At 50.4% G+C, this 26,260-nt stretch carries 27 protein-coding genes, 1 tRNA gene and 1 pseudogene; 8 read left to right on the top strand and 21 right to left on the bottom strand.

Annotation, left to right across the window (positions count from 1 at the left end; translation table 11 throughout):
* The first annotated feature begins 62 nt into the window (after positions 1-62).
* Complete coding sequence (locus IJ22_RS15445) at positions 63-1,100, top strand: ribonucleotide-diphosphate reductase subunit beta (protein WP_062409461.1); 1,038 nt, start codon at positions 63-65, stop codon at positions 1,098-1,100.
* 73 nt (positions 1,101-1,173) lie between these two features.
* Here the strand turns inward: IJ22_RS15445 and IJ22_RS15450 are convergent, their stop codons facing one another.
* On the bottom strand, positions 1,174-2,556 hold the full coding sequence (locus IJ22_RS15450; protein WP_062409462.1) for a GGDEF domain-containing response regulator: 1,383 nt from the start codon (positions 2,554-2,556) through the stop codon (positions 1,174-1,176).
* A 332-nt stretch (positions 2,557-2,888) separates the two neighbouring features.
* Here IJ22_RS15450 and IJ22_RS15455 point away from each other — a divergent pair, with 332 nt between their 5' ends.
* Complete coding sequence (locus IJ22_RS15455; RefSeq protein ID WP_054818655.1) at positions 2,889-3,269, top strand: hypothetical protein; 381 nt, start codon at positions 2,889-2,891, stop codon at positions 3,267-3,269.
* A gap of 16 nt (positions 3,270-3,285) precedes the next feature.
* Here the strand turns inward: IJ22_RS15455 and IJ22_RS15460 are convergent, their stop codons facing one another.
* Positions 3,286-3,693, bottom strand: coding sequence for a gamma-glutamylcyclotransferase family protein (locus IJ22_RS15460; RefSeq protein WP_062411013.1), 408 nt, complete (start codon positions 3,691-3,693; stop codon positions 3,286-3,288).
* A 172-nt stretch (positions 3,694-3,865) separates the two neighbouring features.
* On the opposite strand from IJ22_RS15460, the gene IJ22_RS15465 reads away from it, so the two are divergent.
* Positions 3,866-4,006 carry a hypothetical protein gene (locus IJ22_RS15465; RefSeq protein ID WP_054818654.1) on the top strand — a complete coding sequence of 47 codons (141 nt, stop codon included), beginning with the start codon at positions 3,866-3,868 and terminating at the stop codon, positions 4,004-4,006.
* Positions 4,007-4,108: 102 nt separating this feature from the next.
* Here IJ22_RS15465 and IJ22_RS27280 read toward each other — a convergent pair.
* The 6 genes and pseudogenes from IJ22_RS27280 to IJ22_RS15490 all read right to left on the bottom strand — a co-directional run.
* A pseudogene (locus IJ22_RS27280) lies at positions 4,109-4,332 on the bottom strand (transposase); the annotation flags it as partial.
* Between the two features lie 34 nt (positions 4,333-4,366).
* Complete coding sequence (locus IJ22_RS15470) at positions 4,367-5,140, bottom strand: LamB/YcsF family protein (RefSeq protein ID WP_062409463.1); 774 nt, start codon at positions 5,138-5,140, stop codon at positions 4,367-4,369.
* A gap of 112 nt (positions 5,141-5,252) precedes the next feature.
* On the bottom strand, positions 5,253-5,561 hold the full coding sequence (locus IJ22_RS15475) for a CD3324 family protein (RefSeq protein WP_054818653.1): 309 nt from the start codon (positions 5,559-5,561) through the stop codon (positions 5,253-5,255).
* A 540-nt stretch (positions 5,562-6,101) separates the two neighbouring features.
* Positions 6,102-7,118 (bottom strand): 5-oxoprolinase subunit C family protein, encoded by a 1,017-nt coding sequence (locus IJ22_RS15480; protein ID WP_062409464.1) that lies wholly within the window; start codon positions 7,116-7,118, stop codon positions 6,102-6,104.
* Entirely contained in the window at positions 7,115-7,924 is an 810-nt protein-coding gene (pxpB, locus tag IJ22_RS15485; protein WP_054820073.1) for a 5-oxoprolinase subunit PxpB, read from the bottom strand. The genes IJ22_RS15480 and pxpB overlap by 4 nt, the downstream gene beginning before the upstream one ends.
* Before the next feature lie 301 nt (positions 7,925-8,225).
* Positions 8,226-9,809 carry a bifunctional metallophosphatase/5'-nucleotidase gene (locus IJ22_RS15490; protein ID WP_062409465.1) on the bottom strand — a complete coding sequence of 528 codons (1,584 nt, stop codon included), beginning with the start codon at positions 9,807-9,809 and terminating at the stop codon, positions 8,226-8,228.
* A 194-nt stretch (positions 9,810-10,003) separates the two neighbouring features.
* Between IJ22_RS15490 and IJ22_RS15495 the strand changes: the two genes are divergently transcribed.
* Positions 10,004-10,960, top strand: a complete 957-nt coding sequence (locus IJ22_RS15495) for a phosphate/phosphite/phosphonate ABC transporter substrate-binding protein (RefSeq protein WP_062409466.1) — start codon at positions 10,004-10,006, stop codon at positions 10,958-10,960.
* Positions 10,961-11,029: 69 nt separating this feature from the next.
* On the opposite strand, the gene IJ22_RS15500 is transcribed toward IJ22_RS15495, so the two are convergent.
* The 4 genes from IJ22_RS15500 to IJ22_RS15515 all read right to left on the bottom strand — a co-directional run bounded on the left by IJ22_RS15500 (position 11,030) and on the right by IJ22_RS15515 (position 14,546).
* On the bottom strand, positions 11,030-11,821 hold the full coding sequence (locus IJ22_RS15500; protein WP_062411014.1) for a lipid II flippase Amj family protein: 792 nt from the start codon (positions 11,819-11,821) through the stop codon (positions 11,030-11,032).
* Between the two features lie 139 nt (positions 11,822-11,960).
* Positions 11,961-12,734: an ABC transporter permease gene (locus IJ22_RS15505; protein WP_054820068.1), complete on the bottom strand. Its 774-nt coding sequence runs from the start codon at positions 12,732-12,734 to the stop codon at positions 11,961-11,963.
* Positions 12,727-13,647 (bottom strand): ABC transporter ATP-binding protein, encoded by a 921-nt coding sequence (locus IJ22_RS15510; RefSeq protein WP_062409467.1) that lies wholly within the window; start codon positions 13,645-13,647, stop codon positions 12,727-12,729. Before IJ22_RS15510 ends, IJ22_RS15505 begins: the two co-directional genes overlap by 8 nt.
* Before the next feature lie 86 nt (positions 13,648-13,733).
* Positions 13,734-14,546: a uroporphyrinogen-III synthase gene (locus tag IJ22_RS15515; protein ID WP_062409468.1), complete on the bottom strand. Its 813-nt coding sequence runs from the start codon at positions 14,544-14,546 to the stop codon at positions 13,734-13,736.
* Between the two features lie 376 nt (positions 14,547-14,922).
* On the opposite strand from IJ22_RS15515, the gene IJ22_RS15520 reads away from it, so the two are divergent.
* Positions 14,923-15,627: a 3D domain-containing protein gene (locus IJ22_RS15520; RefSeq protein ID WP_062409469.1), complete on the top strand. Its 705-nt coding sequence runs from the start codon at positions 14,923-14,925 to the stop codon at positions 15,625-15,627.
* A gap of 149 nt (positions 15,628-15,776) precedes the next feature.
* On the opposite strand, the gene IJ22_RS15525 is transcribed toward IJ22_RS15520, so the two are convergent.
* A complete protein-coding gene (locus IJ22_RS15525; RefSeq protein WP_062409470.1) occupies positions 15,777-16,835 on the bottom strand; it encodes a TRAP transporter substrate-binding protein in 1,059 nt (352 codons plus the stop codon).
* 158 nt (positions 16,836-16,993) lie between these two features.
* Here IJ22_RS15525 and IJ22_RS15530 point away from each other — a divergent pair, with 158 nt between their 5' ends.
* From IJ22_RS15530 to IJ22_RS15540, 3 genes are all read left to right on the top strand, one after another.
* Complete coding sequence (locus IJ22_RS15530) at positions 16,994-17,380, top strand: hypothetical protein (protein WP_062409471.1); 387 nt, start codon at positions 16,994-16,996, stop codon at positions 17,378-17,380.
* Between the two features lie 163 nt (positions 17,381-17,543).
* Positions 17,544-19,118: an ATP-binding protein gene (locus IJ22_RS15535; protein WP_054820072.1), complete on the top strand. Its 1,575-nt coding sequence runs from the start codon at positions 17,544-17,546 to the stop codon at positions 19,116-19,118.
* Between the two features lie 42 nt (positions 19,119-19,160).
* Positions 19,161-19,901, top strand: a complete 741-nt coding sequence (locus tag IJ22_RS15540; RefSeq protein WP_054820075.1) for a response regulator — start codon at positions 19,161-19,163, stop codon at positions 19,899-19,901.
* A 7-nt stretch (positions 19,902-19,908) separates the two neighbouring features.
* Here IJ22_RS15540 and IJ22_RS15545 read toward each other — a convergent pair whose 3' ends face one another.
* From IJ22_RS15545 to IJ22_RS15580, 8 genes are all read right to left on the bottom strand, one after another.
* The gene (locus tag IJ22_RS15545) at positions 19,909-20,619 is read right to left on the bottom strand and encodes a DNA alkylation repair protein (protein WP_062411015.1); all 711 of its coding nucleotides are present in this window, start codon (positions 20,617-20,619) and stop codon (positions 19,909-19,911) included.
* A 573-nt stretch (positions 20,620-21,192) separates the two neighbouring features.
* Positions 21,193-21,263: transfer RNA gene (locus IJ22_RS15550), tRNA-Gly, on the bottom strand.
* Between the two features lie 233 nt (positions 21,264-21,496).
* Positions 21,497-22,345, bottom strand: a complete 849-nt coding sequence (locus IJ22_RS15555) for an alpha/beta fold hydrolase (RefSeq protein WP_062409472.1) — start codon at positions 22,343-22,345, stop codon at positions 21,497-21,499.
* A gap of 40 nt (positions 22,346-22,385) precedes the next feature.
* Complete coding sequence (locus IJ22_RS15560; RefSeq protein ID WP_062409473.1) at positions 22,386-23,348, bottom strand: DODA-type extradiol aromatic ring-opening family dioxygenase; 963 nt, start codon at positions 23,346-23,348, stop codon at positions 22,386-22,388.
* A gap of 98 nt (positions 23,349-23,446) precedes the next feature.
* Positions 23,447-23,833, bottom strand: a complete 387-nt coding sequence (locus IJ22_RS25800) for a RidA family protein (protein WP_074728795.1) — start codon at positions 23,831-23,833, stop codon at positions 23,447-23,449.
* Positions 23,834-23,896: 63 nt separating this feature from the next.
* Complete coding sequence (locus tag IJ22_RS15570) at positions 23,897-24,658, bottom strand: SDR family NAD(P)-dependent oxidoreductase (protein ID WP_054820006.1); 762 nt, start codon at positions 24,656-24,658, stop codon at positions 23,897-23,899.
* A 97-nt stretch (positions 24,659-24,755) separates the two neighbouring features.
* Positions 24,756-25,847: an ABC transporter substrate-binding protein gene (locus IJ22_RS15575; protein ID WP_062409474.1), complete on the bottom strand. Its 1,092-nt coding sequence runs from the start codon at positions 25,845-25,847 to the stop codon at positions 24,756-24,758.
* A gap of 39 nt (positions 25,848-25,886) precedes the next feature.
* A complete protein-coding gene (locus tag IJ22_RS15580; RefSeq protein ID WP_062409475.1) occupies positions 25,887-26,240 on the bottom strand; it encodes a Rieske (2Fe-2S) protein in 354 nt (117 codons plus the stop codon).
* Between the last annotated feature and the right edge of the window lie 20 nt (positions 26,241-26,260).

A 26,260-nucleotide genomic window follows, 5' to 3' on the forward strand; every position in this document is an offset into this window, starting at 1 on the left:
GTATGATCATGCCTGGCGATCCTCTATTTGTACACCGCAGGGTGCAGGAGGCATGAATTCGAATGGAACTTCAAAAAAAGAAGCTGTTTAACGAGCACGGAGACCGCGATTGGGGCAAGCGCCGGATTATCGGAGGGAATACGACCAACCTGATCGAGCTCAACAATGTGAAATACGACTGGGCAACCAAAATGTACCGCACGATGATGAACAATTTCTGGATCCCGGAGGAAATTCCGCTCGCTCAAGATGCGAAGGATTACAAGTTCCTGTCGCCGGCAGAGCGTCAAAGCTATGATAAAATCATCTCCTTCCTCATCTTCCTGGATTCGCTGCAGACGGCCAATCTGCCGAACATCAACGATTACATAACGGCACCGGAAGTCAATCTGTGCCTCACCGTCCAAACGTTCCAGGAAGCGGTGCACAGCCAAAGCTACTCGTACATTCTCGATAGCGTTTGTTCTGCAGAAGTACGCGACGATATTTATAATCAATGGCGTGAGGACAAGCACTTGCTGCGCCGCAACCGGTTTATTACAGACTTGTACGAGCGGTTTATCGAATCGCCGACAACGGATAATCTGATGCGCACCATCATGGCCAACTACATCCTTGAAGGCATCTACTTCTACAGCGGATTCAGCTTCTTCTATGCGCTCGGCCGTCAAGGAAAAATGCTTGGCACCGTATCGGAAATCAAATATATCCAGCGCGACGAACTGACCCATTTGGCGCTGTTCCAAAACATCTTCCGCGAAATCCGCAAGGAAAATCCGGAGCTGTTTACCGATGAGTTAATCGGCGACCTGCGCAATATGATGCGAACCGCCGTCCAGCACGAGATTGAGTGGGGTCAATACATTACCGATAACAAGATCAACGGCTTGAGCAATGATATCATCGATCTATATATTAAATACCTTTCCAATGAGCGGTTGAAAAACATTGGACTTGAAATTCTGTATCCTGAAGTTGTTGAACATCCGATGAAGTGGGTGGAAAACTTCAGCAATATGAACAGCATCAAAACAGACTTTTTCGAGCAAAAGGTGACCAACTACAGCAAATCGTCAAACCTGAATTGGGACGACCTGTAAGGCCGGCCTTCATTCTCCGAAACAGCAGAAGCCCGGAACGAGCATCTATTCGTTCCGGGCTTCTGCGATTTTCTCAACCGATATTCAAAAGCTCCCTTACCTTAAGCTCCAGTTCCACCATGGAAAAAGGCTTGCGCAGGTAAGCATGGGCTCCAAGCTTCATCCCCCTGCTGGGATCATCCTCTCCGCTTCGTCCGGAGAGAATGAGTATCTTCATTCCGGCCGGCCATGTTCCACGGTCCCTCAATCTTTCCAGCATGCCGTATCCGTCAAGCAGAGGCATCATCCCATCAAGAATACATAAATCCGCAGGCTGACTTAACAATGACTCATAAGCCTTTTCTCCATCTACGGCTTCCGCGAATTCAACAGGCAGATGCTTCAGCTTGGCGACCAGAATCGAACGCAGTATGTTATCGTCGTCGGCAATAAGTATCTTTTTGCGAACCGGAGGAGGAGACGGCATGACTCCCGAATCCTTCTGTGAAGTACCCGGGTGCAGCACAACCCGGTTGCGGCCGCTCTTTTTTGCTGTATACATCCCTTCGTCCGAGGCCGCAATCCACGCTTCCAACGACATCCCCGGTTCCCACTCGCAAACCCCTGCAGAGAAGGTAATGAAGAAAGATTGACCTTCGTTTTGTGCCACGGGTTCCAAACGGGTCCGCGTGAGAATGCTTTCCATCGTTGTCAAAGCATCCTTGCCTGAAGTATTCGGCAGAACGACGACAAATTCTTCACCGCCTAAGCGGGCCAGCAAATCCGTCGAGCGGAGATTGTTCTGCAGCAGATGCGCCAATCCTTGAAGAACCAGATCGCCTGCGCTGTGCCCATAGGTGTCGTTAATGGACTTAAACCGGTCGATATCGATAAATACAAGCGAAATGGGGGCCGGATACCGGTCTATACGCTGCAGTTCCACTTGGATCTGGTGATCGAAAAACCGCCGGTTGTAGACCCCGGTGAGCGGGTCCCGAAACGCCATCTGCTCGAATGTCCTTGTCCGTTGAAGCAGGCTGTAGATCCGCGCGCTCAATTCCTCATATTCGAAAGGCTTTATCACATAATCGTCCGCTCCCAAATAAAAGCATCGAACCTTATCGTGCATTTCGTTGCGTCCGGATAAAACGATAAGCGGTGTCCATTTTAAACTCGGATCGTCTTTCATAAATTCAAAAAGCTCATAACCGCTGATCGGATGTATCATCAGCTCGAGCATGACTACATGGTAGGTCCGTTCGCGAAGCATTCTCTTTGCCGTCATGATATCGGCGGCATCGTCCACTTCATACCCGTCTAGCTTCAGCCTGCATACCAAGCCGCTGCGCATCACATCATCGTCGTCGATGACAAGAAGCCGTTGCCCATGCGAAGGGCCGACAGCATGCCGATGCCTATCCTGCTGCCCATTCAGCTCCCGGGAATACATATCGGCCTCCCTTTCCACATTCGGCATCCTTTTTCCCCCTTCCTTTCACTGCCTCTTTTCCCAGGCTAACCGATCCGCATGGCTGCGTTCCACCAGGATTCTCTTTCCATTCTCCGGTTCATCAACCCCATCCGGATGCATGTGGGAATGAATACCCTTTACGCGTCTATTCATTTTCCTTCCATTATATCATTTTCGACAATTATTATATTAAATCATTTGGGACTATTCCATCATTTATGGGTCTATAGAATTATTTTTCGCAATCCTTTAACTATGTTATGATGTAATTATAAGTTCATTTAGAAAAACCTTATAAAATTTTAGGCATCATGACCTATCGGAAGGAATGACAACGCATGAGCTCCGTGGAGCATATCATTAAAAAAGTGTCCAGATACATCACGTTCGGACAGCCGGTTTCTTCCGGATCCTTGGTCAATCAGCGCATTTCGGATCCCCGCATTCCAATGCAGGCTTATTATTTGGCCATTCAATCGAAGAACGAGCAAGAGAACTATTATCATGAAATTTGGCTCAAAAAAGAGGGAGAATTCGCCATCACCGAGGCTTGGTATCGCGAGAACAACGTGACGAGAAAGCTGCTGAAGGATCATTTATCATACGATCAGTTAAAAAACTCCATCGGCGATGAAGAGGCCAATCATATCCTCATGCGGATGACCGAAATCATCGAGAAGTCGGAAGACGGCTGGGGGCCCTATTCCAGAAGGACATAATGTGGATTTTACAAGCTTAATCGACATCGGTTGGGCTTTTTTGTTTTTCCCGGATATGCTTCCTCCAAGATCCTCTGCTAATCAGACGGCAATTCCGTGAATCCGTCCAGACATAAACCCAGCCCTCCCTTTCGCCGTTCAGCATATCCCGAATCCACACCCTTTCATAGTCGTTCACTTTCCCCGGACCATAGTATTCCTCCAGCTCATCCATGCGTTCCAGCCCTTCCTTTGTGACCATAAGCCATTGGCCTTCCACAAGAGATTCCCCGTGCTCCCCGGACAGCACAAGGGCGGGATACGAACCGGCATCGTACAATAAACCTTGCACTGCTCCGGACTGTACCGACAATACATAGGGAGCAACGACATGGTGGTTCGCCTCCCCGACAAGCAGCGTTCCATAAACAAATACAGGTATCACGGCCCTGCCTCCTTTCCCGGTCATGGATGCCCTTATCATATCATAATCTGGGACAGATCTGCGCCAGCCGGAGACAAACAAAGATTTGCCCGGATCCCATTCCCGTGGCATTTCGTTCAGCCCCGCATAAACTGAATACAAGCCGCTGGAACCTGTGGAAGGAGGGAGCATTTTGCTTAGTGCCGAAGATGCTAACAAAATCATCCGCTTTTTGTCAGCCGCCTATTTTTGTACTGACTCCGCGGAAGCCCGAGCGGAATTCAACCGTCTGGCCAACGAACTTCGTAAAGCGTCGGGACAACCGCCGCAGTAAAAAATCAAGGGGCTGTCTCAAAAGTAAGTCTGCTCACCTGACGGACAGCCAGCTTGATAAGAGAAAAGCATATCAAAATGAAAAAATGGCGGTGCAAAGGGGTTACCCCTGCATCGCCATTTCTTGCTTCCGGTCTATTGCAAAATGATGGGCAAGCGAAAGCCATCCGGTATCCAGGCTCACCTATGGCAGGCCTCGAAGCAGAATACGTCGGTATTTTGTCTAAATACACTTTCTGGCTCGATCATTCGCCGAACCGACAACGCATAGCCTTCCTCGCTTCGAAGTTGCTCCCTTGCTTGCTGTTTATAGCGCATCTGCCTCAGACAGCGTTATCCGCAGGTTATAGCTGACAAGCGCCTAAATCCCATAGGGGCGGACGGCGACGCCCGCGTGCTGCAGGCGCTCCTTGATCAGCGTGGCTAACGCCAGGGCTTCCGGCCCGTCCCCATGGATGCAAAGGGTGTCTGCTGCAAGGGCTACTTCGTCCCCTTGCAGTGACTTTACCTTTCCTTCACAGACCATCCGAACCGCTTGGTCCGCGGCCTGCCGGGCATCGCGAATCACGGCTTCAGGGTCGGTCCTTGGGGTCAGCGTCCCATCCGCCCGGTAGGTCCGGTCTGCGAACGCTTCGGACGCCGCCCTCAGACCGATGGACTCCGCCGCTCGAATCAGCTCGCTGCCTGCCAGACCAAACAAAATAAGCTCCGGATCTAAACGATAAACCGCCTTGGCGATGGACTCCGCCAGCGGACGCTGTACAGCCGCCATATTGTATAAAGCGCCATGCGGCTTTACATGGCGCATCCGTCCTCCCTCGGCACGGACAAACCCCTGCAGCGCACCGGCTTGATACAGCACCAGATCATACGCTTCCTCGGGTGTGATCTGCATTGCTCTGCGTCCAAATCCCATCAGGTCGGGCAGTCCCGGATGCGCGCCGACCTCCACGCCATGTTCCAAACAAAGCTTTACCGTACGCCGCATAACCGCCGGATCGCCTGCATGAAAACCGCAAGCAATATTAGCCGACGTCACTACCTTCGCGAGCTCCTCATCGTGCCCGATCCGATAGGCTCCGAAGCTTTCTCCCATATCTCCATTCAAGTCGATGAATAACTGCTTCGTGGTCATGAACGATTCCCCCTTCGCCTAACTTCAAGCCCCAATCCAAAAAAAACGGGAAGAAAGCCAAAAGCGTCCACTTTTGGCTTGTTCCGCGTGCTGTGCTGTTATAATTCCCCGCTCAATGTCTCGTGGTCGCCGCTTCCTGCCGGTCTGCTGCAAGTCCTCTCGTTTTTACGATAATTTTACGGATGCTGTCTTCCGAGAGATGGAATTGACGAATCAGCTCCGTCACGGAGTGACCGCTTTCATATAATCGGAAAATTTCATGATTTCTGCGCTGGATCGATTGCCGGGCGCCGTTGTTTTCACCCCAGCCCGCACGGGTTTGTTCTTTTTTCGGTATATACACGATCTCGCCCTGTATGTACTCCTGCAGCTGCTTCAGCAGCACGGGCGGCAAAATGTCTTTTCCGTTCTTGTACCCCACCGATGAAAGCCTCCTTTCGCGCCGTGATGGCCATAGCCTCGAAAGTCGTTAGCATGTTCATCTTCACACCTCCATCGGGTTTTGCTCTCGCAAAACGATCATTTCAGCACAAGGGCATAAAATAAAGAAAAACACGATAGCCCTATCGTGCCTGAATGCCTTTAATATGTCATGTATCATGCAATGACGATCAGGTGACGGTGTTGGAGAAAATGCCTATTCATTTGTCGGCAAACCCTTTTCCGCTGGTCCATGCAAATGTGTTTACAAACATCGAATGACACTCCCTTCACCTGAGTTAGATTGATGATACGCATTATGCTCCACATTATAAACCATGCTTTGCTTGAAGTCCATTGGCGAATCGGATAAGAAGGGGCCCGAAGGCCCCTTCCGACAACTTGGGCTCCCCGCTTTACGCGGAGATCACCCCGGTTAACGTAATCATGTTCACGATCACTCCTTTCCCTTAGCGTCAGCCGGCCGGCTACATGTACTATTTACTCATATGTCACGGCTTGCCGCAAGATGAAAGAATGATTATAACGATTTTATCCTTGCTTCCACGGCCGCAGCCAGCTGACGAAACGCAAGCTCGCGGAGAATGTACAGCGCCTGCGCTTCCGGCGCCGTGATCTCGGTGAAGCGCAGCCTGCTGCCTGGACGCGCCTGTGCGACAAGCGGCAGATCGACGGCAGCGACCTGCGCAATGCGCGGATAGCCGCCGGTCGTCTGCACATCGGCGAGCAGCACGATCGGCTGTCCGTCCGGAGGCACCTGAATGGTGCCCGGTGTGACAGCCTCGGAGATCATTTCGAGCGGAGAGATTAAGGCGATCCGCTCTCCGTCCAGTCGGCAGCCCATGCGGTCCGACTGCGCAGTCACGCGATAGGGGGCGGAGAAGAAAGCTTCGAGGCTGCGGGCCTCGAAGCTTTCGGCCTCGCGCCCGCGTACCGCGCGGATCGCCGGATGCTCCGCATACGGCGGACGCGCCTCGCGCGCGAGCGCCCACGGTGCGGGCGAGAGCGCCGCCCCGGGCGCAGCCGCAGCCGCGAGACGGGCGTGGAGCGCGGCGGCCGGGGCCGGAGGCGGGCCCACGGGCAAGCGGTCGCCCGCCTGCAGGGGCCGGCCGGCCAGACCGCCGAACCGCGCCGGCACGTAGGTGCTGCGGCTGCCGAGCACGGCGGGCACGGCGAAGCCGCCCGCCACAGCGAGGTACGCGCGCACGCCCGAGCGCGCGGAGCCAAAGCGCAGCACCGTACCGCTGCGCACAAGCACCGGCCGCCAGCCGGGCAGCGGCGGCCCGCCTTCCGCGTGCGCGTCCATCTCCGCGCCGCAGAAGGCCACGACCGCCTCCTGCTCAAAGCGCAGTACCGCGCCCGTCAAGGTCATTTCCAGCACCGCCGCCCCCGGCGCGTTGGCCACGAGCGCATTCGCCGTTCGGAAGGCGAACGGATCGACGGCGCCGGCCGTCACGACGCCGATGCCGCGGCGGCCGAATCTTCCGGCGTCCTGCACCGTCGTGAGCATACCCGGCTTTTCCACCACCATGCTCATGCGTCTCTCCCTCCGATCCTTTCCGAACTGCTTGCATCCCGCTGCAGTTCCCGCTCCAGCTCCTCGTACCGCTCAGGGGTCAGCGGCTCAAAACGTACCCTGTCTCCCGGCTGCAGAAGACTGGGACGTTCGCGGTGAGGATCGAACAGCGTCTCCGGCGTTCGGCCGATGATCCGCCATCCGCCCGGCGACGCGAACGGATACACTCCTGTCTGCGTTCCGGCAATGCCGACCGAACCGGCAGGCACGTACGGACGCGGCCTGTCGAGACGGGGACAGCATAAACGGTCCGGAAGTCCCCCGAGATAAGCAAAACCGGGCATAAATCCGATCAGATACACCGTATAGGTATGGGAACAAAACAGCTCGATCGTGCGCTCCTCCGTCAACCCGGCTTGAGCCGCGACCGCCCCGAGATCCATGCCAAAGACACCTCCAAAGCATGCGGGGATCACAACGGGATTGCCGTCAAGTTCACCTGCATTTTCTTCCGATAAGCCAACCAGACGGCGATGAATCCATTCACAAACCTGATCATAGGGGGAAGTTTCCTGGCTGCCGTTCAACCCGGAACGATTCCCTTCCAGCCCCTCTTTATACACAAGCCAGGAGTCGTAATATACCGTCACCGTCGTATAAGCCCTTACCCACTCCACCACGGCTGCCGGCGGATGCTCGGCTAATCTGCGTACCGTACCGTCCACCAGCTTCCGATTCCGCTCCGAGACAACGCCTTTCCAGCGAATGACTACCGCCTGCTCACCAAGCGGGTACAACTCATAGGCACCATGATCACGGATCTGCATCTGTTCAAAACCCCTTTTGCGCGGCCAAGCACCGCAAGCCTGCGTCCATGCGAGTGCCCCGTGACGGTCTTTTCGCAAGTCCCAGCCCGTGACGGCCGCTCTTATATACATGGAATCGTGGCCAATCGTTCTAAGGCCGCTCCTCAAATCATACTATAAAAGCGGTCATTTCGAAAAACGGTTTCGACCGCCCCGCCGAACAAAAAAAACCGGAGAAAGTCATTCCTCCAGTCTCACCCGTCAGCCGGACCTTCCGCTGTTTTGGGCCGTGCCATCTTCGCCTGCAATCCATACAGCGGGACTAATCCCACACCACTTCCCAGTTCCGGTTAAGCGTCGCCTCGATCGTACCGCGTTCCATGATATAACCGGCAAGCAGCTCGGCCATGTCCGTCGGAATGTCCTTGATCACGGGCTTGCCTTGGAACATCAAATAATTTCCGCCTCCGCCGGCGCGGTAATTATTCATGACCACGTCATATTCCGCCAAAGGATCGACCGGACGCCCTTGATAGTTCAACTTCACCACCCGTTCCCCGACCGGACGTGAAATGTTAATCCGGTATTCAATGCCCTCCCACATATCGTAGTTATAATGCTGCGGCTTCGGATCGCTAAAATCGGGACTTACTTTGATCGGACCGTTTCCGTCATACCGCTCAAAATAGGATGCGGACCGCTCCAATGCATCCTTGATATCCTGTCCCGTAACCCTGATCACCTGCAGTGTATTGGGATATATGTAATTCGTCACAATATCGCGCATCGTAATTTGCTCGGGAAAGCCCGGCGAAACGTTGTCGAACAGCGCCGTATTGGAAATCGGAGCTCCGGACAGCTCCATCTGCACTTTGTTGATAAATTCGATCAGCGGATGCTCCTGGAGCCTCACCTGCATCGGATCGGTGATCCGCATATCTCCGATTAAACGTCCGATCGGCTGATCCAGCCAGATTTGCGTCTGTTCTTCGTGAGGCCGCATAAGCGAAAGAACCGTTCGGTCCGGCTCAACGCCCTTAGCGGACAGGAGCTCGGAATATTTGGATGTGATCCGATAACGGCCGTCCGTTTTGCGAAGGGTCAGCTGGACTTTGCCAAGGCATGCTCCGGCATAGCCCGGCTGAACAATCGGAACGCCGCCGATTTCTTTACCGGCAAGCATTCGATGCTGATGGCCCGTAAGGAGCACGTCGATACCTTCCACCTCGCAGCAAAGCGCATAGCCCTGATTTTCTCCCGTCAACGGCTCCGCAATCTCCCCCGTGTCCAGATGCCGTTCGAATCCCCCATGATAGGAGACGATGACCACGTCCGCCCTTTCCGTTTCCCGCAAATAGCGAACCCACCGTCTGCCCGTATCCACAGCGTCATCGAAACGCAATCCCGCGATATGCTCCGCTTTTTCCCAATTGGGGATGTACTGCGTCGTTAATCCAAGAACGGCTACCTTGCAATCGCCGCCGTATGTTTTTATGAGATAGGGCTTTCCGAAATACGGCTCCCCCGTCGAAGCATTCACGATATTAGCGCTCAGCCAAGGAAATCTCGATTCCGATACCGCCTTATTCAACAGTTCGATTCCGTAGTTGAATTCGTGGTTGCCGATGACTCCCGCGTCGTAGCCAAGCTCGTTTAAGGCTTGGATCATCGGATTCGGCTGCTCCCTGTTCAGCTTCGCATGATGGTACGCCAGCGGCGTGCCCTGTATTAAATCGCCATTATCGATGACCAGCACGGCAGCTTCCTTGCGCCGTTCTTCTTTGATCAACGCAGCGATTTTGGCAAAACCCGACTCGGTCGGATCATTGTTTGCATATTGAATGGGCAGCATATTTCCATGAATGTCGCTGGTTTCCAATATAGTGATGGTTAGACAGGTGGACATCCTCGTATCAACTCCAATATTCGTTGGCTGAGACCCACTATATCAAATTTGTGGAAAAAGAGCTACAACGGCACGAATTTCGTTTATATCGGGGATATGATCCACATGAATCCATATTTACAAAAGACAAAAACCAAATATGTTATATTGTTATCAAGATTGGATTCAAGATATTTCACAGGAGGTTCATAAGCATGTTCCATAAATTCGCTTCGATCAGTTTATCCCTGGTTCTTCTGGCCGGAATTGCAGCAGGCTGCGGGCCACAGCAAGATAACGCGCCGACGGATCGAGGAGATCAGCAGGAAACGCCGGCAGCCCGCTATGTTCCCAAAGAACTGAAGGTTCAGGTTGTCCCCCCGCACAACGCGGAGACACTGGAAGCCAAAGCGAAGCCGCTGGAGAAGCTTCTTGGCAATAAGCTGAACATTCCCGTGAAAATTTCCGTTTCAACGAACGACCATACCGTCATCGAAGCGCTGTCCTCCAGGCAAGCGGATATTGGCTTCCTACCTCCGAATGCTTACGTTCTCGCCCATGACCAGAAAAAAGCAGCCGACGTGCTCCTTCAGGCTCAGCGCTATGGGATTGAAGATGCAACGGGCGCGGAAACAAACGAGCTGGTCGATGTTTACAAAGCCATGATTATCGTGAAAGCCGACTCCCCGATTCACGCATTGAAGGATCTCAAAGGTAAAAAAATCGCTTGGCAAGACGCTGCTTCTTCCGCTGGCTATGTATGGCCGGCCAATGAAATGAAAAAGGCCGGCGTCGATCCAAAGAAAGACGTGACCGGCATCGAAGTCAAGGGCCATGACAAAGGCGTGCTAGCCGTATTGAACGGCCAAGTAGACGCAGCCGCCATATACCAGGATGCCCGTAACCTGGTGATAAAGGACAGGCCGGACGTATTCAGGCAAACGCGCGTTGTCGCATTCACGGCACCGATTCCCACCGATACGATCTCGGTCCGCAATGATATGGACCAAGCCTGGAGAGACAAAATCGCTCAAGCGTTCATCGATATCGGGAAAGATCCCGAAGGCTCGAAAATCATTTACGATGTCTTTTCCCACCGCGGTTATGTGAAGTCTGACGACCGGAAATTCAATATCGTTCGCGACTACTTTAAAAATGCCGGACAAAAGTAATGATCGATTTGTATCCCCAAGGTGCATTTGCCTTTACAGGGCCGTGTCATATCCGCATCCGGACCGGACTTAACTGACGTACCAAGCAATCAGCTGCGCGCCCGGAGCCAGAAAAAGGTGCGCCAACAGGGTACCTGCGAGCCTGGACAGCATTAGGAACCCGAACATTCGGTTCATCTCATTCAGGCTTGTTTGGCCGGCCATCGTCTTATCCGTGAGCAACGCCACCCTTGGATCGATAAAGACCGTCAGCAGGATCGTGGCCACGCCGTTAATCAAACCCGACGATTGCGATGCGGCCCTGGAATGCTCCGGTACGAGATACGATGCGTAAAGTGCCGAGAGTACCCCTACGGTATAAATGCCGGTGACCAGCGTATTTAACAGAAGCAGCCGCTTGGGAATCCCTCCCACCCGAAGCCTCTTCAGCATCTCCCAACGGGGAAAGCGCACATTGTTTTTTACCCGTTTAAGCTTGTCGATGGAAACGGATTGCCGCAAAAGCAGGGGAATCGAGCCAGCCGCTTCCAGACGGGATACCATCCGCATTGAAATAAAGACCATCGTCGGAAACAAAAGAATGGCCAGCAGCGTACCCGCCGCCGCACCGGCCAAAATGAGATGAAACTGCCATTCCAAAGGTGTTCCCGGTTGAAGAACGGCCGAATCGATCAAACCACCGGTTAGCGGCCCCTGCAGCAAATTCGACGTCCGCGACACCAGAAGGATAATGCCGGTCAAAGATAAGGCCACTGCCAGCTTGCCTGTACGAATCCCGGCCAGCCTCACGGCATAGGCCAGCGTTTCCACAGCATGAATCACCAGCGTCAACAGCACAACCAGCAACAGCTCTCCGGTCAATAACGCACCTCTCCTTTCATACCATTCCCGGGACCGCTTATACAGCGGTTTGCTTTTAACATCAAGCCGTTCCATGCGTTCTGACCGTAAAAAAAGGGATGGCGCACTCCGTCTGGAGCAGCTGCATCACGCTGTTCAATCAGCCTCCGGCAACGTCCCTTTTCGTGAACAGCAGCCAAGAGACGGCGCAAAAGACGATCCAATAAACCACCAGCATAGACACCGAAAATCCAAGCGTCATCCCCGGAATCAGCGGATTTCCGCCCAGTACATAAGGGGATAAATCGGTGTTGGCGAACAATAAATATTTTACCCAGGTATACTTGAGCTGCGCCAGTACCGAAACGACCGTTCCGGAAGTAAACATGAGAAAAATGGACAACCCGATCGCAAGCGAACTGCTGCGGAATACGGTGGAGATCATAAAAGCCAAGGTTCCGGTCATGACAATCTCGACGGCCTTCAGCCCGTACCTCTGCAGGATCGAAGAAATCGTCTCATCCGGAGCAACGATTCCGCCTGCGCCGAACAGCAGCAAGCCCGTAAAATAGGAAATGATCAGCATGACAAGCAGAAGCGTTACGCTAAAGAGCAGCACTGTCACATACTTGGACCAGAGAATTTTCCCTCGGGACGACGGACGGATCAGAAGCAGCTTAATCGTACCCCATGTAAATTCGGCAGCTACGATATCCCCCGCCACAATAACCGTAAATATGGTAACGAGCGAAGCCAGGCTCGACGCGAAAACCATAAATTGGAGGACATGATCCATCCCCGCTTCAACCACATACTTCATCAGCACACCCATGGCGATGACCGCGAGCGCCAGGATCGCCAGCATCACCCACGTACGCAGCCGGGTATAAATCTTCATGTGTTCATTCTGTACAAGCCGGACAAAGCTAGACAATCCGATTCCCCCTTGTCACTTCGAGGAATTGTTCCTCCAACGTTTTGATCTGCGTACGAATACCGTATACTCCGATTCCAGCCTTCACCAGTCGGGCATTCAGCTCCGCGATGGCCTGCCGCCGATTCGGCAAAGTAACGACCAGCTCCGAATCGTCAACTCTGGCCGTCATGTCATCGGTTAGCATGTCGAGCGCCTGAGCAAGCTCGTTCACCTCGAAGCGCACCTCCACCGTTTCCGACTCCGTCAGAACGTTTTTGAAGGAGCGGACATCCAGCAGCCGGCCGTTCTGAATGATCGCCACCCGGTCGCACATCAGCTCCATCTCGGAGAGCAGATGGCTGGAGACAATGACAGCAATCCCCTCCTCGTTCGCCAAACGCCGCAAATAATCGCGCAGCTCACGGATTCCTTCCGGGTCGAGCCCATTGGTCGGCTCGTCCAGCACAAGCACTGAAGGGCGGTGCAGGATGGCCTGGGCTACTCCAAGCCTCTGACGCATACCAAGAGAGTACGTTTTCACTTTATCCTGAATGCGATTCTCCAGGCGAACCAGCTGCACGACTTCGTCAATTCTTTCTTGTCCTACATCCGGCATCATCCGGGCAAAATGAACCAGATTCTGATAACCGCTCATAAAGCCGTAAAATTCAGGATTTTCTACAATAGCTCCGACGTGCACCATCGCTTGTTCAAATTCGTTTCTGACACTGTGGCCCCGGATCTTCACTTCTCCGTCAGTGATCGACATAAGACCTACCATCATCCGGATCGTTGTCGTTTTCCCCGCCCCGTTCGGCCCGAGAAAACCAAAAACCTCGCCGGGCATGACTTGAAAAGTCAGTCCGTCAACTATGGTTTTGGAACCGATCTTCTTTGTCAGGCTTTGCAGTTCAATTACAGGACTGGTCATATAGCCTCCAAATGAAAAAAGATATGATACGCTTTTCTGGCACGAAAAGTATACCATACCTCATGAAATATGACCAAACGCCCCGATTAATCTTCGTTTTCTTCATAATACTTGGCCAAGCTGACGATCATGCTCCCCATTCTTTCCTCTGCAGGAGCTACAACACGGTCAATCCCTTCATCACGAAGGGCCTCCGCCGTCACCTTCCCTACGGCAACAGCCACCACACTGCCGTTGAACGCCGACTTCACTTGCTCCGCCAAGCCTTGCTTGCGGGCATAGGACATCAGAAAACGGACTTGGGGCGTGCTTGTAAACGTTACGGCATCCAGCCGCCCTTCGACGATTTCCGATAAGAGCTGATTCATCACGCTCAGTTCCGGGGGCACATGCAAGTACGGAAGAATTTCATAGTACTGAGCCTGCTGCTCGCCCAGCCATTTCACAAGACGGGGTGCATGATCTCCATACAACTGCAGGGCAACCCTGCGGCCGCGGAGTTCATACGGCATAAGCGCCCTCAGAATGCCTACCGTCGTGCCGTCGTCATCCCTTACCTTGGGCTCCAAACCGAGAGATTTCAAATACCTCACTGTCTTGTAGCCTCTGGCGGCAATTTGTGTACGTCTTAAAGTATCGATGAACGCTTCGCCGACTCCCATCGACTCTGCCGCTTGAACCAGCATCTCCGTTCCCATACCGGTAGTAAAGATGACCCAGTCCGTTCCGTTTTCGATGAGGCTGGTGATCTCCTTCTCTACTTTCTCCCGTTCGACGGCTACCGTGCCTTGGGCGGGACGGACGAGCGGAATGCCTCCAAGCTTTTCTACCATAACGCTCAGCTCTGCGGCCTTCCTCGGTCCAGTGAGCGCGATTCTCTTTCCCTCTAGTCTGCGCATGTCCTTTCTCCCCCATATCCGCTGGTATCTTCTTGATGACTGAACCGCTCGTTCATACAGCGTGAAGACACGATTAAAAAAAACAAATTATGTCAATTATCCTATCTATAGGCGTAGTCTATCTTTACATAATATTTGTAATAGTAATATACCTTATGGACCAGGAAGATTCAATACAAATCTGCTTATAACATTCATAAATTGTGCTTATGAAGCCAAAATAAGCGAACATTTAAAACAAAAAAAACTAAATTGTTCGTCTTTATTTTCACAAACATGCCCCCCTCTATGAATTACACAGGTTTATATTCTATGAATCCGGGCAACTCTAGTACTATCGCTTCTATTAAATCAGATTCAGAGGAGGATACACTTGATGAATAAGTTTAGCCGAATAACAATGTTATGTTTTCACCTGCTTCTGCTGCATGTTTTCATTGGGGCTGTGCCTGCCGCTGCTTACAATACGTATGACGAATACTATGAGTCATGCTGCATATCCGCATCCTATTTTTATTCCGGAGAGAACGTGAACGAAGCTCCCGGGCTTCAAGTTCCGCCACCCCTGACGTACAAAATCAAGTCGGGAGACACAATGTACAGCATCGCCAGGTCCTTTGGTATTAGCCTTCCAACCTTACTCGCTGCCAATCCGACGGCAGAACCCAGCCGTCTCACCATCGGACAGCTGCTGGAGATCCCGGCGGATGAGGCGGAACTGCGGCTGCCCGACGGCCAAATGAATACGATAAGCCAAGTGTTCACTTCTACACTCACCGCCTATACCGCCGGGGCCGAATCGACGGGCAAAACCCCTTCCCATCCCGCCTACGGTGTTACATCCAGCGGCAGCAGAGCGGAAGAAGGACGGACGATCGCCGTAGATCCGTCGGTTATTCCGATCGGTACGACCGTATTTATCGAAGGTATCGGCATTCGTACAGCCGAGGATACCGGTTCCGCTATCCGCGGCGCACGCATCGACGTATTTATGGAAGATGTGCGGAAAGCCCGTAAATTTGGCGTGAAGAAGAATGTCAAGGTGTATGTATTGGGCAAAGACGCAGCACGAACCGGCTGATGACGCCCGTCTGTATTCAACCGATGGCGCTCGAATATGACAAAACAGCGGCAGGGGCTGTCCTTCCGGTTTAAAGAAGGACAGCCCCTTACACGTTTATTTTCGGCTCCCGACGGAGAGCCCCTTTCAAGAGGCGGTTCCTCTTAAAGTCATCCTCCGTATTTTTTCTGAAGTTGGCGAATCCGGTCGATCAAATCTTTGCCGATGACTCCCTCAAATTCTTCATAAATCGGTTCCCAAACACGCATCCACTCCCGCCTCTCCTCCGGCGTCTGGATATGGATTTGCATCATAGACCGGTCATAAATCTCCTGAAGCTGGCGCGCGTTCATCACGACGGCATTTTGATTCGCCCATTCCGTAGTCTCTTTTAACGCCTCGCTGATCAGGCCTTTCAAATCGTCAGGGAGCTTATCCCAGTATTCTTTGTTCATCAGTACCGCATATCCTAAATAACCGTGATTGCTAATCGTCATATATTTTTGAACCTGATAAAACTTTTTGGAGTCGATGTTGCTGATGGCATTCTCCCCGCCATCCACGAATCCTGATTCCAGTCCGCGATACACTTCGTCGAAAGGAATGGCCACGGCTTTGGCACCAAATAATCGAAACTGGGCTTTAAGCACGTCACTGGGCATGATCCGAAACTGCTGCCCTTTAAAATCCGCCGGATGAATAAGCGGCCCCCGGGCCGAGGTCATTTGCTTAAAGCCATTGCTCCAATATGAAAGCCCTATCATATTTTTGCTCTTTAATTTCTTAAAAAGGATTTCTCCTATTTCTCCGTCAAACGCCTCTTGCACCGCCTGATCGGTCAAAAAAGCATAAGGAAGATCGAATGCCTGCCAGGCCGGCACATATTGAGATATTTTCGAAAACGCCGGAGCGATCATCTGAATGTTGCCGTTCATCAATGCATCCACTTCGTCCGTATCGTTATAAAGAACGGCATTCGGGAAAACCTCAACCTTGACGCGCTGGTCCGTTTTTTGATAAACGCGACGGGCAAAATCTTGAGCCGCCAAGCCCTTGGGCGTATTTTCCGCAACAACATGACTGAATTTGATGACGATTTCCCGGTCGAAGCCCTGCTGTTCATCATCATCGGCGGCAGGAGCGGAGCTTAATGTGGGATAAAAGCCGATGGCAACCGCCGCGACAAGGCCGATCAAAATGACAAGCATCGTTCCGAGCAGCCGTCTCAAATCCGCCCACCTCCAACCTCATCAGGATGATAAAACTTAAGTACAGTATACCATGAAATCTTTGTCCTTGCAGGAACAAACATGAATTCGGAGTTTTGCGGTTACACTACAAAAAAGCCCTGCCGGCCGCGGCCATGAGAGCGAGGAGGAATAGCCCTATGATGTATAAAGGTTATGTTATCCGTTTAATTTGTTGTCCCGCCCTTGTTCTGCTTGTTGCATCCGGGTGCGGACAAAATCAGCAAAATTCCAATCCAAACCAGCAAAGCTCGAATCAACAAAATGTCAGACCGGTCGATACAGAGCTTCAGTACCAAATGAAAATGTACCAGGACATCCGGCAGGAAGAATTCAAGCAGCAGGAACAAATTCGCAAAAACGAAAAACAACAGCTAAAGACCCTGCAAAAGCAGCAGGAGGAAATGCTGAAGCAGGAGCTTGAGTTTCAGGAAAAAATCCGAAAAGCAGGTGATTCCTGGTCGATCAAGAATAAAGAAGAGAAGTCTTCCGGCAAGCAGGAGAACCAAGATGAGCAGGACAGGTAAAGCGCCAGAGGCTACCCCCGCCGTACATGCCTGTCATTGTAATTATTTCCACAGATAGGAATGACGGGCAAATTTATTCCCAATGGCTTCAGCTTATTGTATGATTAGAATAAACAATGGCTCAGTCATTCGCCGACGGGAAAGGGGACATCTTGCCAAAGCTATGCTTCAGCGTTTGAAAATTAATTGGAAAATCGCCATTCTATCATTTGGTATCGTGCTTTTTTCGCTGTGCATCGCCGGAAGCGTTCTCATGGGCGGCATTATCCGGATGAAAGAGGAAGATCTCGGGTGGCGGCTGCTTGTCACCGCGCGAACTGTGGCCCAGATGCCCGAGGTCATCGCCGGTCTCACTAACCCCGATCTGCGACCAGGGATCCAACCCGCCACCGAACGCATCCGCATTATCAATGACGTGACTTACGTCGTTGTCATGGATATGAATCGGGTACGGCTCTCTCACCCGGTTCAGAGCCTAATCGGCACCCAGTCGAGCGGAACTGACGAGGGATCGGCCTTCGCTGAGCACACCTATATATCCAAGGCAAAGGGGGAGCTGGGTACGGCACTGCGCGCTTTCGTGCCGATTATGAACGATAATGTTCAAATCGGAGTCGCGCTGGTCGGCCGCATTATGCCGACCGTAGGACAAGTGCTGCTCGACCTTTCCGGCCAAGCTTATGTGGTTTTGCTGCTCTCTCTTTTATTCGGGTTTTGGGGTTCCTGGAAACTTGCCCAGCACATCAAGCAGCAAATGTTTGAACTGGAGCCGCACGAAATCGCCAGGCTTCTGGTTGAGCGCACGGCAACCTTTCACGCAATGCATGAAGGCGTTATCGCGATTGATAAGAATGAACGCATTACCATATTTAATGAAAAAGCGAAACAAATGCTGAAAATTTCAGGCGACGTGATCGGGAAGCTGATTCACGAGGTCTTTCCGAATTCCCGTCTGCCCGAAATTCTCAAGATGAATCACCCCGTATATAATCAAGAACAAGCGATTGGCAGCGATATCATTATGAGCACACGTGTTCCCATTACAGTAGGCGGCCGCACCGTTGGGGCAGTGGCGATTTTTCAGGACCGGACTGAAGTGACGCGAATGGCCGAAGAACTGACCGGTGTGAAAGCGTTCGTTGACGCCCTGCGTGTTCAAAATCACGAGTATATGAACAAGCTTCATACGATCGGAGGCTTGATTCAGTTGGGCAACAATGAAAAAGCGCTCGACTACTTGTTTGAAATTAGGGAGCAGAAAGAAGAGCTGACCCGTTTCCTTACCCGACGGATCCAGGACGACAGCCTGACCGGACTTCTCCTTGGCAAGATCAGCCGCGGACGCGAGCTTGGCATTGAAGTAACGATCGACCGTCAAAGCCAGTTGGAGCGGTTTCCGGAACGGCTCGATCACCATGACTTTGTTATTTTGCTCGGGAACCTGCTGGAAAATGCTTTTGACGCTCTTCAGCAGGTTCAACGGGATAAGCGCGTATTCGTCAGCATTGCCCAAGACGAACAGGCCCTCTCGGTGCTTGTGGAGGACAACGGCTGCGGTATGGATAACGCTACTCGCGCCCGGATTTTTGAACGCGGCTTCACTACAAAAGGCGGCAGCGAGCGGGGCATCGGACTTCACTTGGTTGCCGGTATAGTGGATAAAGGCGGAGGTACCATCGAAATCGATTCAACACCTGGTGAAGGAACCACATTTGTGGTTTCGTTCCCGATGGACTAATGTTTGATATAACGAACGAGGCAAGGTGAACCTATGAATATGATGAATTCCCCAGAATCCAAGCTGTTTCGTGTTATACTGGTCGAAGACGATCCTATGGTTCAAGAAGTGAACCAACAGTTTATCGAACGTGTGAAAGGCTTTCAAATTATCGGCACCGCTTCCAGCGGAGATGAAGGGCTGCGCATGGTGAAGAAGCTGAAGCCGGACCTGATGATCCTTGATATTTTCATGCCGGTACAGGACGGGATAGAAACGCTGGCACAAATTCGGAAACAGCAGCTATCCGTTGATGTTATTGTGATCAGCGCCGCTAACGATATGCGAACCATTGAGCGGATGCTGCAAAACGGAGCGGTCGATTACATTATAAAACCGTTTAAATTCGATCGTGTCAAACAGGCGCTTGAGCATTACCGGAGCATCAAAGAAACGCTTCAAAGCGAGCATACGGTAACCCAAAGCGAGCTCGACCGGGTTCTGTACGGCAATCCGCAAACGCCTTCTTCACTTATATCCGCTTCAGACGCAGCGGCGGTCCAAGATCTGCCCAAAGGTCTGCAAGCTTTAACCCTGAAGCAAATTCTTCAATTTTTATCGGGCCAAACCGATCCGCTTTCAGCTGAAGAAGTAGCCGAAGGCGTTGGCATCGCCCGGGTCACGGCTCGGCGTTATTTGGATTATTTGGAAAAGAGCGGTCAAGTACGCCTTGATCTGCAGTATGGCGTAGGCCGCCCCATGAACAAATATGTTCTTTCATCCCGGCCGGGAGAATCCCGTTGAACGTAAATTAACAAATACAGGTCTTTTTCTTCTTGCCGATTTTGCCGGCCTGCTTCGCTTTGCGAAGGTATTCCGACGCCAGCGGTACTTTACAAGCCGTTGCCCCGACATCCACGTGTACGCTACCGATCGATTCAGCAACCCTCATTGCCTCCTCATGCAAAACGGCTGCGTAGGTACCGACTGCAATAACGAATGAATTCATGGTATAGCGGACCCGGTTCATTTCGTCATGTACGGTCGCTTCCACCTGCTTTAAAAGCTGTCTGATTTCATTTATATCCAAAAGCTCGTCAGGAGTAATCGAGATATAGTTCGCATAAGTGCTCCAGCCGCAAACGGCGATCATTTCCTCAGGCGACTTTATCCATTCCCTGGCTAATTCCATGGCGTACGGACTTTCCGCGGCAACCCATGCTACCGTATACTCAGCAAGCATGTACCAATTGGCTCTTCTCACCCAGTCTTGAAGCATTTCTTTTGTCGCCGTCTTGGGGTTAACGGTAAGTCCGGCCAAATACATCGCATCGCTATTTCCGGTTTCGTATAGCGCACGAGCGAGATGCTGGTCTTTTTTCACATCTTTGACCAGCTTCTTTAAATCGCCCACCTTCACTCCGAACAAAGGCTCTTTCGCACCGTGACGCAGGAAGATCTGTTTTGTTTGCTCCGATCCCATTGCTATGAGCTTGTCCATGATTTCGTTTAAATCAGTCATTGTATCCACCTTCCCCTCAATGTATGCTTTTCTCGATTTTGAAAATCCGATACTTTTAAACCAATTCTGGAATGAAGCATGCTCAAAACAATTCAGGAACATACTATCATAAGAGATAAAAAGGCCCCAGGAACCCACATCCTTGGACCAATTTTTTACTTTCTTAAAAATTAACTTCCAATGTGATAAGCCCATCCCCAACTTCCATTTGCCCTCCATTCCAACATAGCGTTTACATCCATTATCTTATTTTCTTCTATAAGAACTAAAATCATAATGGTACGGATAATCAATTCTTCCTCTAATGTTGCAAACAGAACATTCTAAAAAAGCCACCTTTCAAGGTGACTATTCCTTAAATGTTCGTTCAATTATCTTCCTCACTTGGCATACTGTAAGAATCATATCCGAAGAACTATGACCACTAAGGCTTTGAATGACACTTATGTCTTCTCCTGCTCTCACGCTCTTTATTAAGCAAGTATCCTCAAATTGTCCCCACCCCCTGAAGATGAAGGTTCGTGAAGAGAATAGAAAATAAAAAAAACCTTGATATACAAGGTTCTTTCATTAAGCGGGTGATGGGAATCGAACCCACGCCGCCAGCTTGGGAAGCTGGAGTTCTACCATTGAACTACACCCGCATGGCTGATTAAAATGGTCGGTACGGGACGACACGATTGGAATGCCGGTAGAGTGACAAATATTAATATAGCAGGCTTTAAGTCAAAATGCAACATTCTATTTTATTGTACATCATGCTTTCAATGTGTCTGAAATGAGGTATCTTTAAAAGGAAAAAACAAGGAATCCCGTATTGATGATTCCTTGTTTTAATTATCCGCTCGAGAGGACTCGAACCTCTTTTTGCCGTGATCTAAATGATCTTCATGGAATTCTGGTTGCTCTGCGATTCCAGATGCTTCTGTATAAATTGAATGATCAGAGCGTTGATCTCGCGGGGCTTTTCACTCGGGCCGTAATGCCCACAAGATACAACCGCCAGCTCAGAATGCGGAATCAGAGAATGCATCAATTCGCCCATACTGATATCATTGATCTTATCCTCGGATCCCCAGATAATTAAAGCAGGGCTCTTTATATAAGGCAATCTCCGCTGCAGGTTGTATCTGGCGCGGTGTGTAGGTTCATTCATATGGTTCAATATTTTTTGATAGGCCTCTAATGCCCCCGGCAGCAAAGTGCGTTCATACCACCGCTTAGCGGTTTCAGCGATTTTCGTGGTTTCACCGCACGACGTTTCACTCACATGCTTCAAAATGTCATCATAGACCGGCGGCTTAAACGATGTCATCGATGATAAAGTGCGCTTGGATATCCCTCCGGCACTAATCAAGGTCAATGTGCGAACGCGATCCGGGCTTTCATAACCGAGAAGCGATGCAACCCATCCCCCCATCGAGTGACCCACAACATGCGCGGATGAAATTCCTAAAGCATCCTGAAACTCTCGGACAAAGTCCGCGAGATAAGAAAACGAATACTCGACCTGAAGCCGGTCTCCCTTTCCCCAGCCAACGAAATCAGGAGCATAAACATGAAAATATTGGCTGAGTTCAGCCATGTTCGGAAGCCAGTAATCGCCCCCCGTCCAAAATCCGACCCCATGAAGCAAAATCAACGGCTCCCCCTGACCTGCTTCCAGATAATATGTAGTGCCGTGACTTAACGCAAGCTGACGTTCCTTTACCGAATCGATATCCAACCAGATTCCTCCCCACTCTTGCCCTACACATCATTTGTGCTTATCTCCAGACTGCAAATGTCATTCCTACTCCCGTACCGGCGGGTGACCGATACCCTGAAACATATTCCAGATACTGCAGTTCCAAATGTTCAATTGCACCTGCAGAAACAATCCAGTTCAGAATCTCCCCGGAGGCCCCCTCCAGCTTTTCCCTGGGCAGCGTCTTGAGAATCTCAGGCTCCTTGCTCTTGAGCCCTTGAATAACTACTTGATCGAGATGCTCATCCAATTTAAAATGGCTCAACCCGCCGGATGCAATGACAGCGACACGTTGATCTTCTTCCCATGACTCAATGGCCCGTCTCAGTGCTTGCCCGAACTCATAACAACGTGCAGGGGTAGGCTGATTGGGCTTATAAAAGCAATTGACAAATACCGGGACCATGGGAATGGTCTTGTGAGTAGCCAACCGCCGTTGGACAAATGTATAAGCGTGACCGAGCGACCGGCCCTCGATCTGGGTTGTGCTTTGTGAGACGTCAAACCCCTCGATCATCATCTTTTCAATGATATGTTTGCCTAATTCGCTATGCGCGGGGTAATAATCGATATTCTCTGTCGTGTGCCAAGCCCATATGACGGGGCGCATCGACGGATGAAGATCCTCCAAGCGGAGGGGAAAATCTTTCAATTCCGATCCCCAGAACACACCGAATGTAGGCTTAGCTTCATCCAAAAAGAGCTCTTCCTGATCGTCCCCTACAACCACCAGAATGTCAGGATCAGCCTCCTGAATCTCGCGGTTCAAACGCTCCACAGCAGCTTGACATGCTTCGTATTTTTTCTGCCAAACTTCCGGGGATAATTGCTCCTGAAGCGTGTGACCGAGCTCCCGTTCACGTTCTTCATAATGAGTATCCGGATTCAATCGGTCCCGTTCCGCATGCAGTGACCAAATATCCGCCGTGCTGCTCACTTGTGGGCTATGCGACGAACCAATACCAAGCACGATCTTTGCCAAACGAATCATCCTCCCTATGATAAATCATTAATGAATGAAGCCGTTTTCAAATCGCATTGTAATTTTATTCGCAGTTGTTGCTCGAACTTATGATTTTTTCAGGGCAAAACAGCAATAATTTCAACTTGTACGATGGCTCCCATCCGCAGATTTTTAACTACAGAATGCCGTGCAGGCCGGCTTTCAGGATCAGGAAACATTTTCACCCACTCTTCATTGACCAAGTCCCGATATTGCTCATCCTGGAGATAAACCGTCATTCTTCCGATATCGGCGGGAGTGCCTCCCGAAATTTCCATGAAGCGTTCAACGTTTCGAAAAACAAGTTCCACTTGTTTTACCGGATCTTCCGGGATCTCGCCTGATGCCGGATCCATTCCTGCAATCGCAGAAGAGAAGACCAATTGATCCACTTTCGCTCCCAAAGGAATAGGGGCAGACCTATGAGTGATCCCCTCGATCTCGATACTTTTCCTACGAGCCATTCCATCACCTCGATTTGTTGTATGTATGGTTATATAGATTACTGACCAATTTTCCGCGATAAATCAGAGCATCAGGCTGCCGCCGGTTACATCAAGTACGGCTCCGGTCACATAGCTGGCCTCATCGGAAACAAGAAATGCGACCGCATTCGCAACTTCTTCTGGTTGACCGATCCGTCTCAATGGTGTTCTAAGCGCAGCTTGCCGGCTTAATTCCTTATCCACGCTTTGTGTCATTGGCGTATCAACACGTCCGGGTACAACTACATTTACCCGAATGCCTAAAGGACCGTATTCGCCGGCTAATTTACGGCTTAATCCCAGCAGTCCGGATTTGCTTGCAGCATAGTGCGCGGATGTAACCGGACTGTAGGTTCGGGATGCTTGAGAACATATATTGACGATTCGTCCTCTTTGATTTTCAACCATCATCTCCAGCGCAACCTGGCTGCAATTAAAGGGACCGTTCAAATTAACGGCAAGCACCCGGTTCCAATCTTCAATCCTAATCTCTTGAAATGGAATCGAACCATTCGGACCTTTAGGAGAGATACCGGCATTATTAATTAGGATATCGACCCTCCCAAAGCGTTCCTTTATTTTTCGTCCCCCTTCCCATACGGCCTCCGTGTCCGATACATCTAAAGGAAGATTCATAATTTCCACAGGATATGCGGAAAGCTTTAGAGACAGCTTTTGTAAAGCATCATGATTTATATCGCTAAGTATAAGATGACTCCCTTGTTCGGCAAGCTTATGGCTGATTGCCTGGCCCAAACCTCCGGCAGCTCCTGTTACCCAACTGACAAAATGATGAAGTTTCAATGCATTCACCTCCCATCCGGATAATTCCAGTGTATTTAATGCACACATTATTGTCAACAATATTTATAACAATTTTGTCATCGGTACACATCAGATGTTATTCTCCCATTTCCTTCAATGTTTTTTCCAATAATTCCGTATTTACGAAATCCTTGGGATCAACCATCTGTTTAATATAATTTTCCTTAAAGTACCAATTGATTTGTTCCTTGATATCTTCCACATTCATTTTACCGTTGGGATCAATGTACGGAAAAACGGTAATCCTCTCTTTAGGCTGCTCGCTATATTTGGAAATAATGCCGATCACTTCTTCATAGTTGCTGCCTTTTACAAAATTCCCGTCTTTTTTTGCAAGTACCGCATCGTAATAATAACGTGAACCTTTAATAAAGGCCTTCAGAAAACGTACACTCGCATCTTCGTTTCCGGCAAACTTTGACGAGAAAAATATCGCAGCGGATTGAGGAGAAATCTCGTCTGAAACCCAAGCGAGTACTTTTCCGTACCCTTCCTTTATCGCAATGGACACGTTAGGTTCACTGAGCCCAATGACATCCAGATTTTTGCCTTTTAACGCTTCCAGCAGACCACTGACACTATTTAACGATACCCATTGAACATCCTTTGAATTTAAACCGTTTTTTTCTAACATCATTCCTATATTATATTGATTGGCGCTTCCAATCGACGTGAGTCCGATCTTTTTGCCTTTTAAATCTTTAATCGATTTGATTTCGGAGTCATCCTCTCTAACCACGATGGCTGAATAATGATATGTTTTTTCTTCCCTCCCTTTATCTGCTACGGCAACAACCTTCTCTCCGGCTGAAATCATATTGTACAAGTCCGCTGAAAAGCCGCCTGCTCCAACATCTGCACTTCCGGATGCTACCGCTACATTGATCGCCTGGCCCGAATCTAAAAACTTGAATGTTACATCCAGATTTTCATCTTTAAAAAAACCTTTTTCCATAGCTATGAACAATGGCGCATTGGTTGTAAACTTCGATATGGCTACGTTTATAGAAAAAGGATTCTTAACCGGCTTTGGCGATTCTTCTTGAGTTGCACCAACTTTGGGAGTTTCCTTTTGAGTCTCTTGGGTGGTTGTATTTGTTCCACAAGCCATAAGTAATGTTGAGAGATGCAGCATAACCGCCAACATTACTATTTTTACTTTTCTCATATTAAGCAGCCCTCCAATAAATAGAGTTGTACTGCAAAACTAAACGGCGACAAATACATTTCCGTCTTCAACTTTGACTTCATAGATTTTCAGTCTTTGCTTAATAGACGGAATAACAGCCTTTCCCGAATCCATGGCAAACTCCCAATGATGCCAAGGACATCTCAGCACCAATTCATCATGCCGCATTTCATATTCTTCAAAAGAGTGGCAAATCAGGGTTCCGGTTACATGCCCCTTGCATATTTCCGCATGAAAATGCGGACAAATGTTCAATATGGCGTAATACTTGTTTCCTTCATAAAAAATGCCGATTTGCTTATTATCGACTTGTACTAACTTAGCCTTTCCGGGAGCAATCTCCCCTTCCCGGGCAACAAGATTCCATACCATTTGCTTCCTTCCTCCTGTTC

The sequence above is a fragment of the Paenibacillus naphthalenovorans genome (genome assembly GCF_001465255.1).
GTDB classification, from domain to species: Bacteria; Bacillota; Bacilli; order Paenibacillales; family NBRC-103111; genus Paenibacillus_G; species Paenibacillus_G naphthalenovorans.

Coding starts and splice junctions, on each gene's coding strand:
- IJ22_RS15445 (WP_062409461.1), top strand. CDS start 63: ATGGAACTTCAAAAAAAGAAGCTGTTTAACGAGCACGGAGACCGCGAT.
- IJ22_RS15450 (WP_062409462.1), bottom strand. CDS start 2,556: ATGCCGAATGTGGAAAGGGAGGCCGATATGTATTCCCGGGAGCTGAAT.
- IJ22_RS15455 (WP_054818655.1), top strand. CDS start 2,889: ATGAGCTCCGTGGAGCATATCATTAAAAAAGTGTCCAGATACATCACG.
- IJ22_RS15470 (WP_062409463.1), bottom strand. CDS start 5,140: ATGACCACGAAGCAGTTATTCATCGACTTGAATGGAGATATGGGAGAA.
- IJ22_RS15480 (WP_062409464.1), bottom strand. CDS start 7,118: ATGAGCATGGTGGTGGAAAAGCCGGGTATGCTCACGACGGTGCAGGAC.
- pxpB (WP_054820073.1), bottom strand. CDS start 7,924: ATGCAGATCCGTGATCATGGTGCCTATGAGTTGTACCCGCTTGGTGAG.
- IJ22_RS15490 (WP_062409465.1), bottom strand. CDS start 9,809: ATGTCCACCTGTCTAACCATCACTATATTGGAAACCAGCGACATTCAT.
- IJ22_RS15495 (WP_062409466.1), top strand. CDS start 10,004: ATGTTCCATAAATTCGCTTCGATCAGTTTATCCCTGGTTCTTCTGGCC.
- IJ22_RS15510 (WP_062409467.1), bottom strand. CDS start 13,647: ATGACCAGTCCTGTAATTGAACTGCAAAGCCTGACAAAGAAGATCGGT.
- IJ22_RS15515 (WP_062409468.1), bottom strand. CDS start 14,546: ATGCGCAGACTAGAGGGAAAGAGAATCGCGCTCACTGGACCGAGGAAG.
- IJ22_RS15520 (WP_062409469.1), top strand. CDS start 14,923: ATGAATAAGTTTAGCCGAATAACAATGTTATGTTTTCACCTGCTTCTG.
- IJ22_RS15530 (WP_062409471.1), top strand. CDS start 16,994: ATGATGTATAAAGGTTATGTTATCCGTTTAATTTGTTGTCCCGCCCTT.
- IJ22_RS15535 (WP_054820072.1), top strand. CDS start 17,544: ATGCTTCAGCGTTTGAAAATTAATTGGAAAATCGCCATTCTATCATTT.
- IJ22_RS15540 (WP_054820075.1), top strand. CDS start 19,161: ATGAATTCCCCAGAATCCAAGCTGTTTCGTGTTATACTGGTCGAAGAC.
- IJ22_RS15545 (WP_062411015.1), bottom strand. CDS start 20,619: ATGACTGATTTAAACGAAATCATGGACAAGCTCATAGCAATGGGATCG.
- IJ22_RS25800 (WP_074728795.1), bottom strand. CDS start 23,833: ATGGCTCGTAGGAAAAGTATCGAGATCGAGGGGATCACTCATAGGTCT.
- IJ22_RS15575 (WP_062409474.1), bottom strand. CDS start 25,847: ATGAGAAAAGTAAAAATAGTAATGTTGGCGGTTATGCTGCATCTCTCA.
- IJ22_RS15580 (WP_062409475.1), bottom strand. CDS start 26,240: ATGGTATGGAATCTTGTTGCCCGGGAAGGGGAGATTGCTCCCGGAAAG.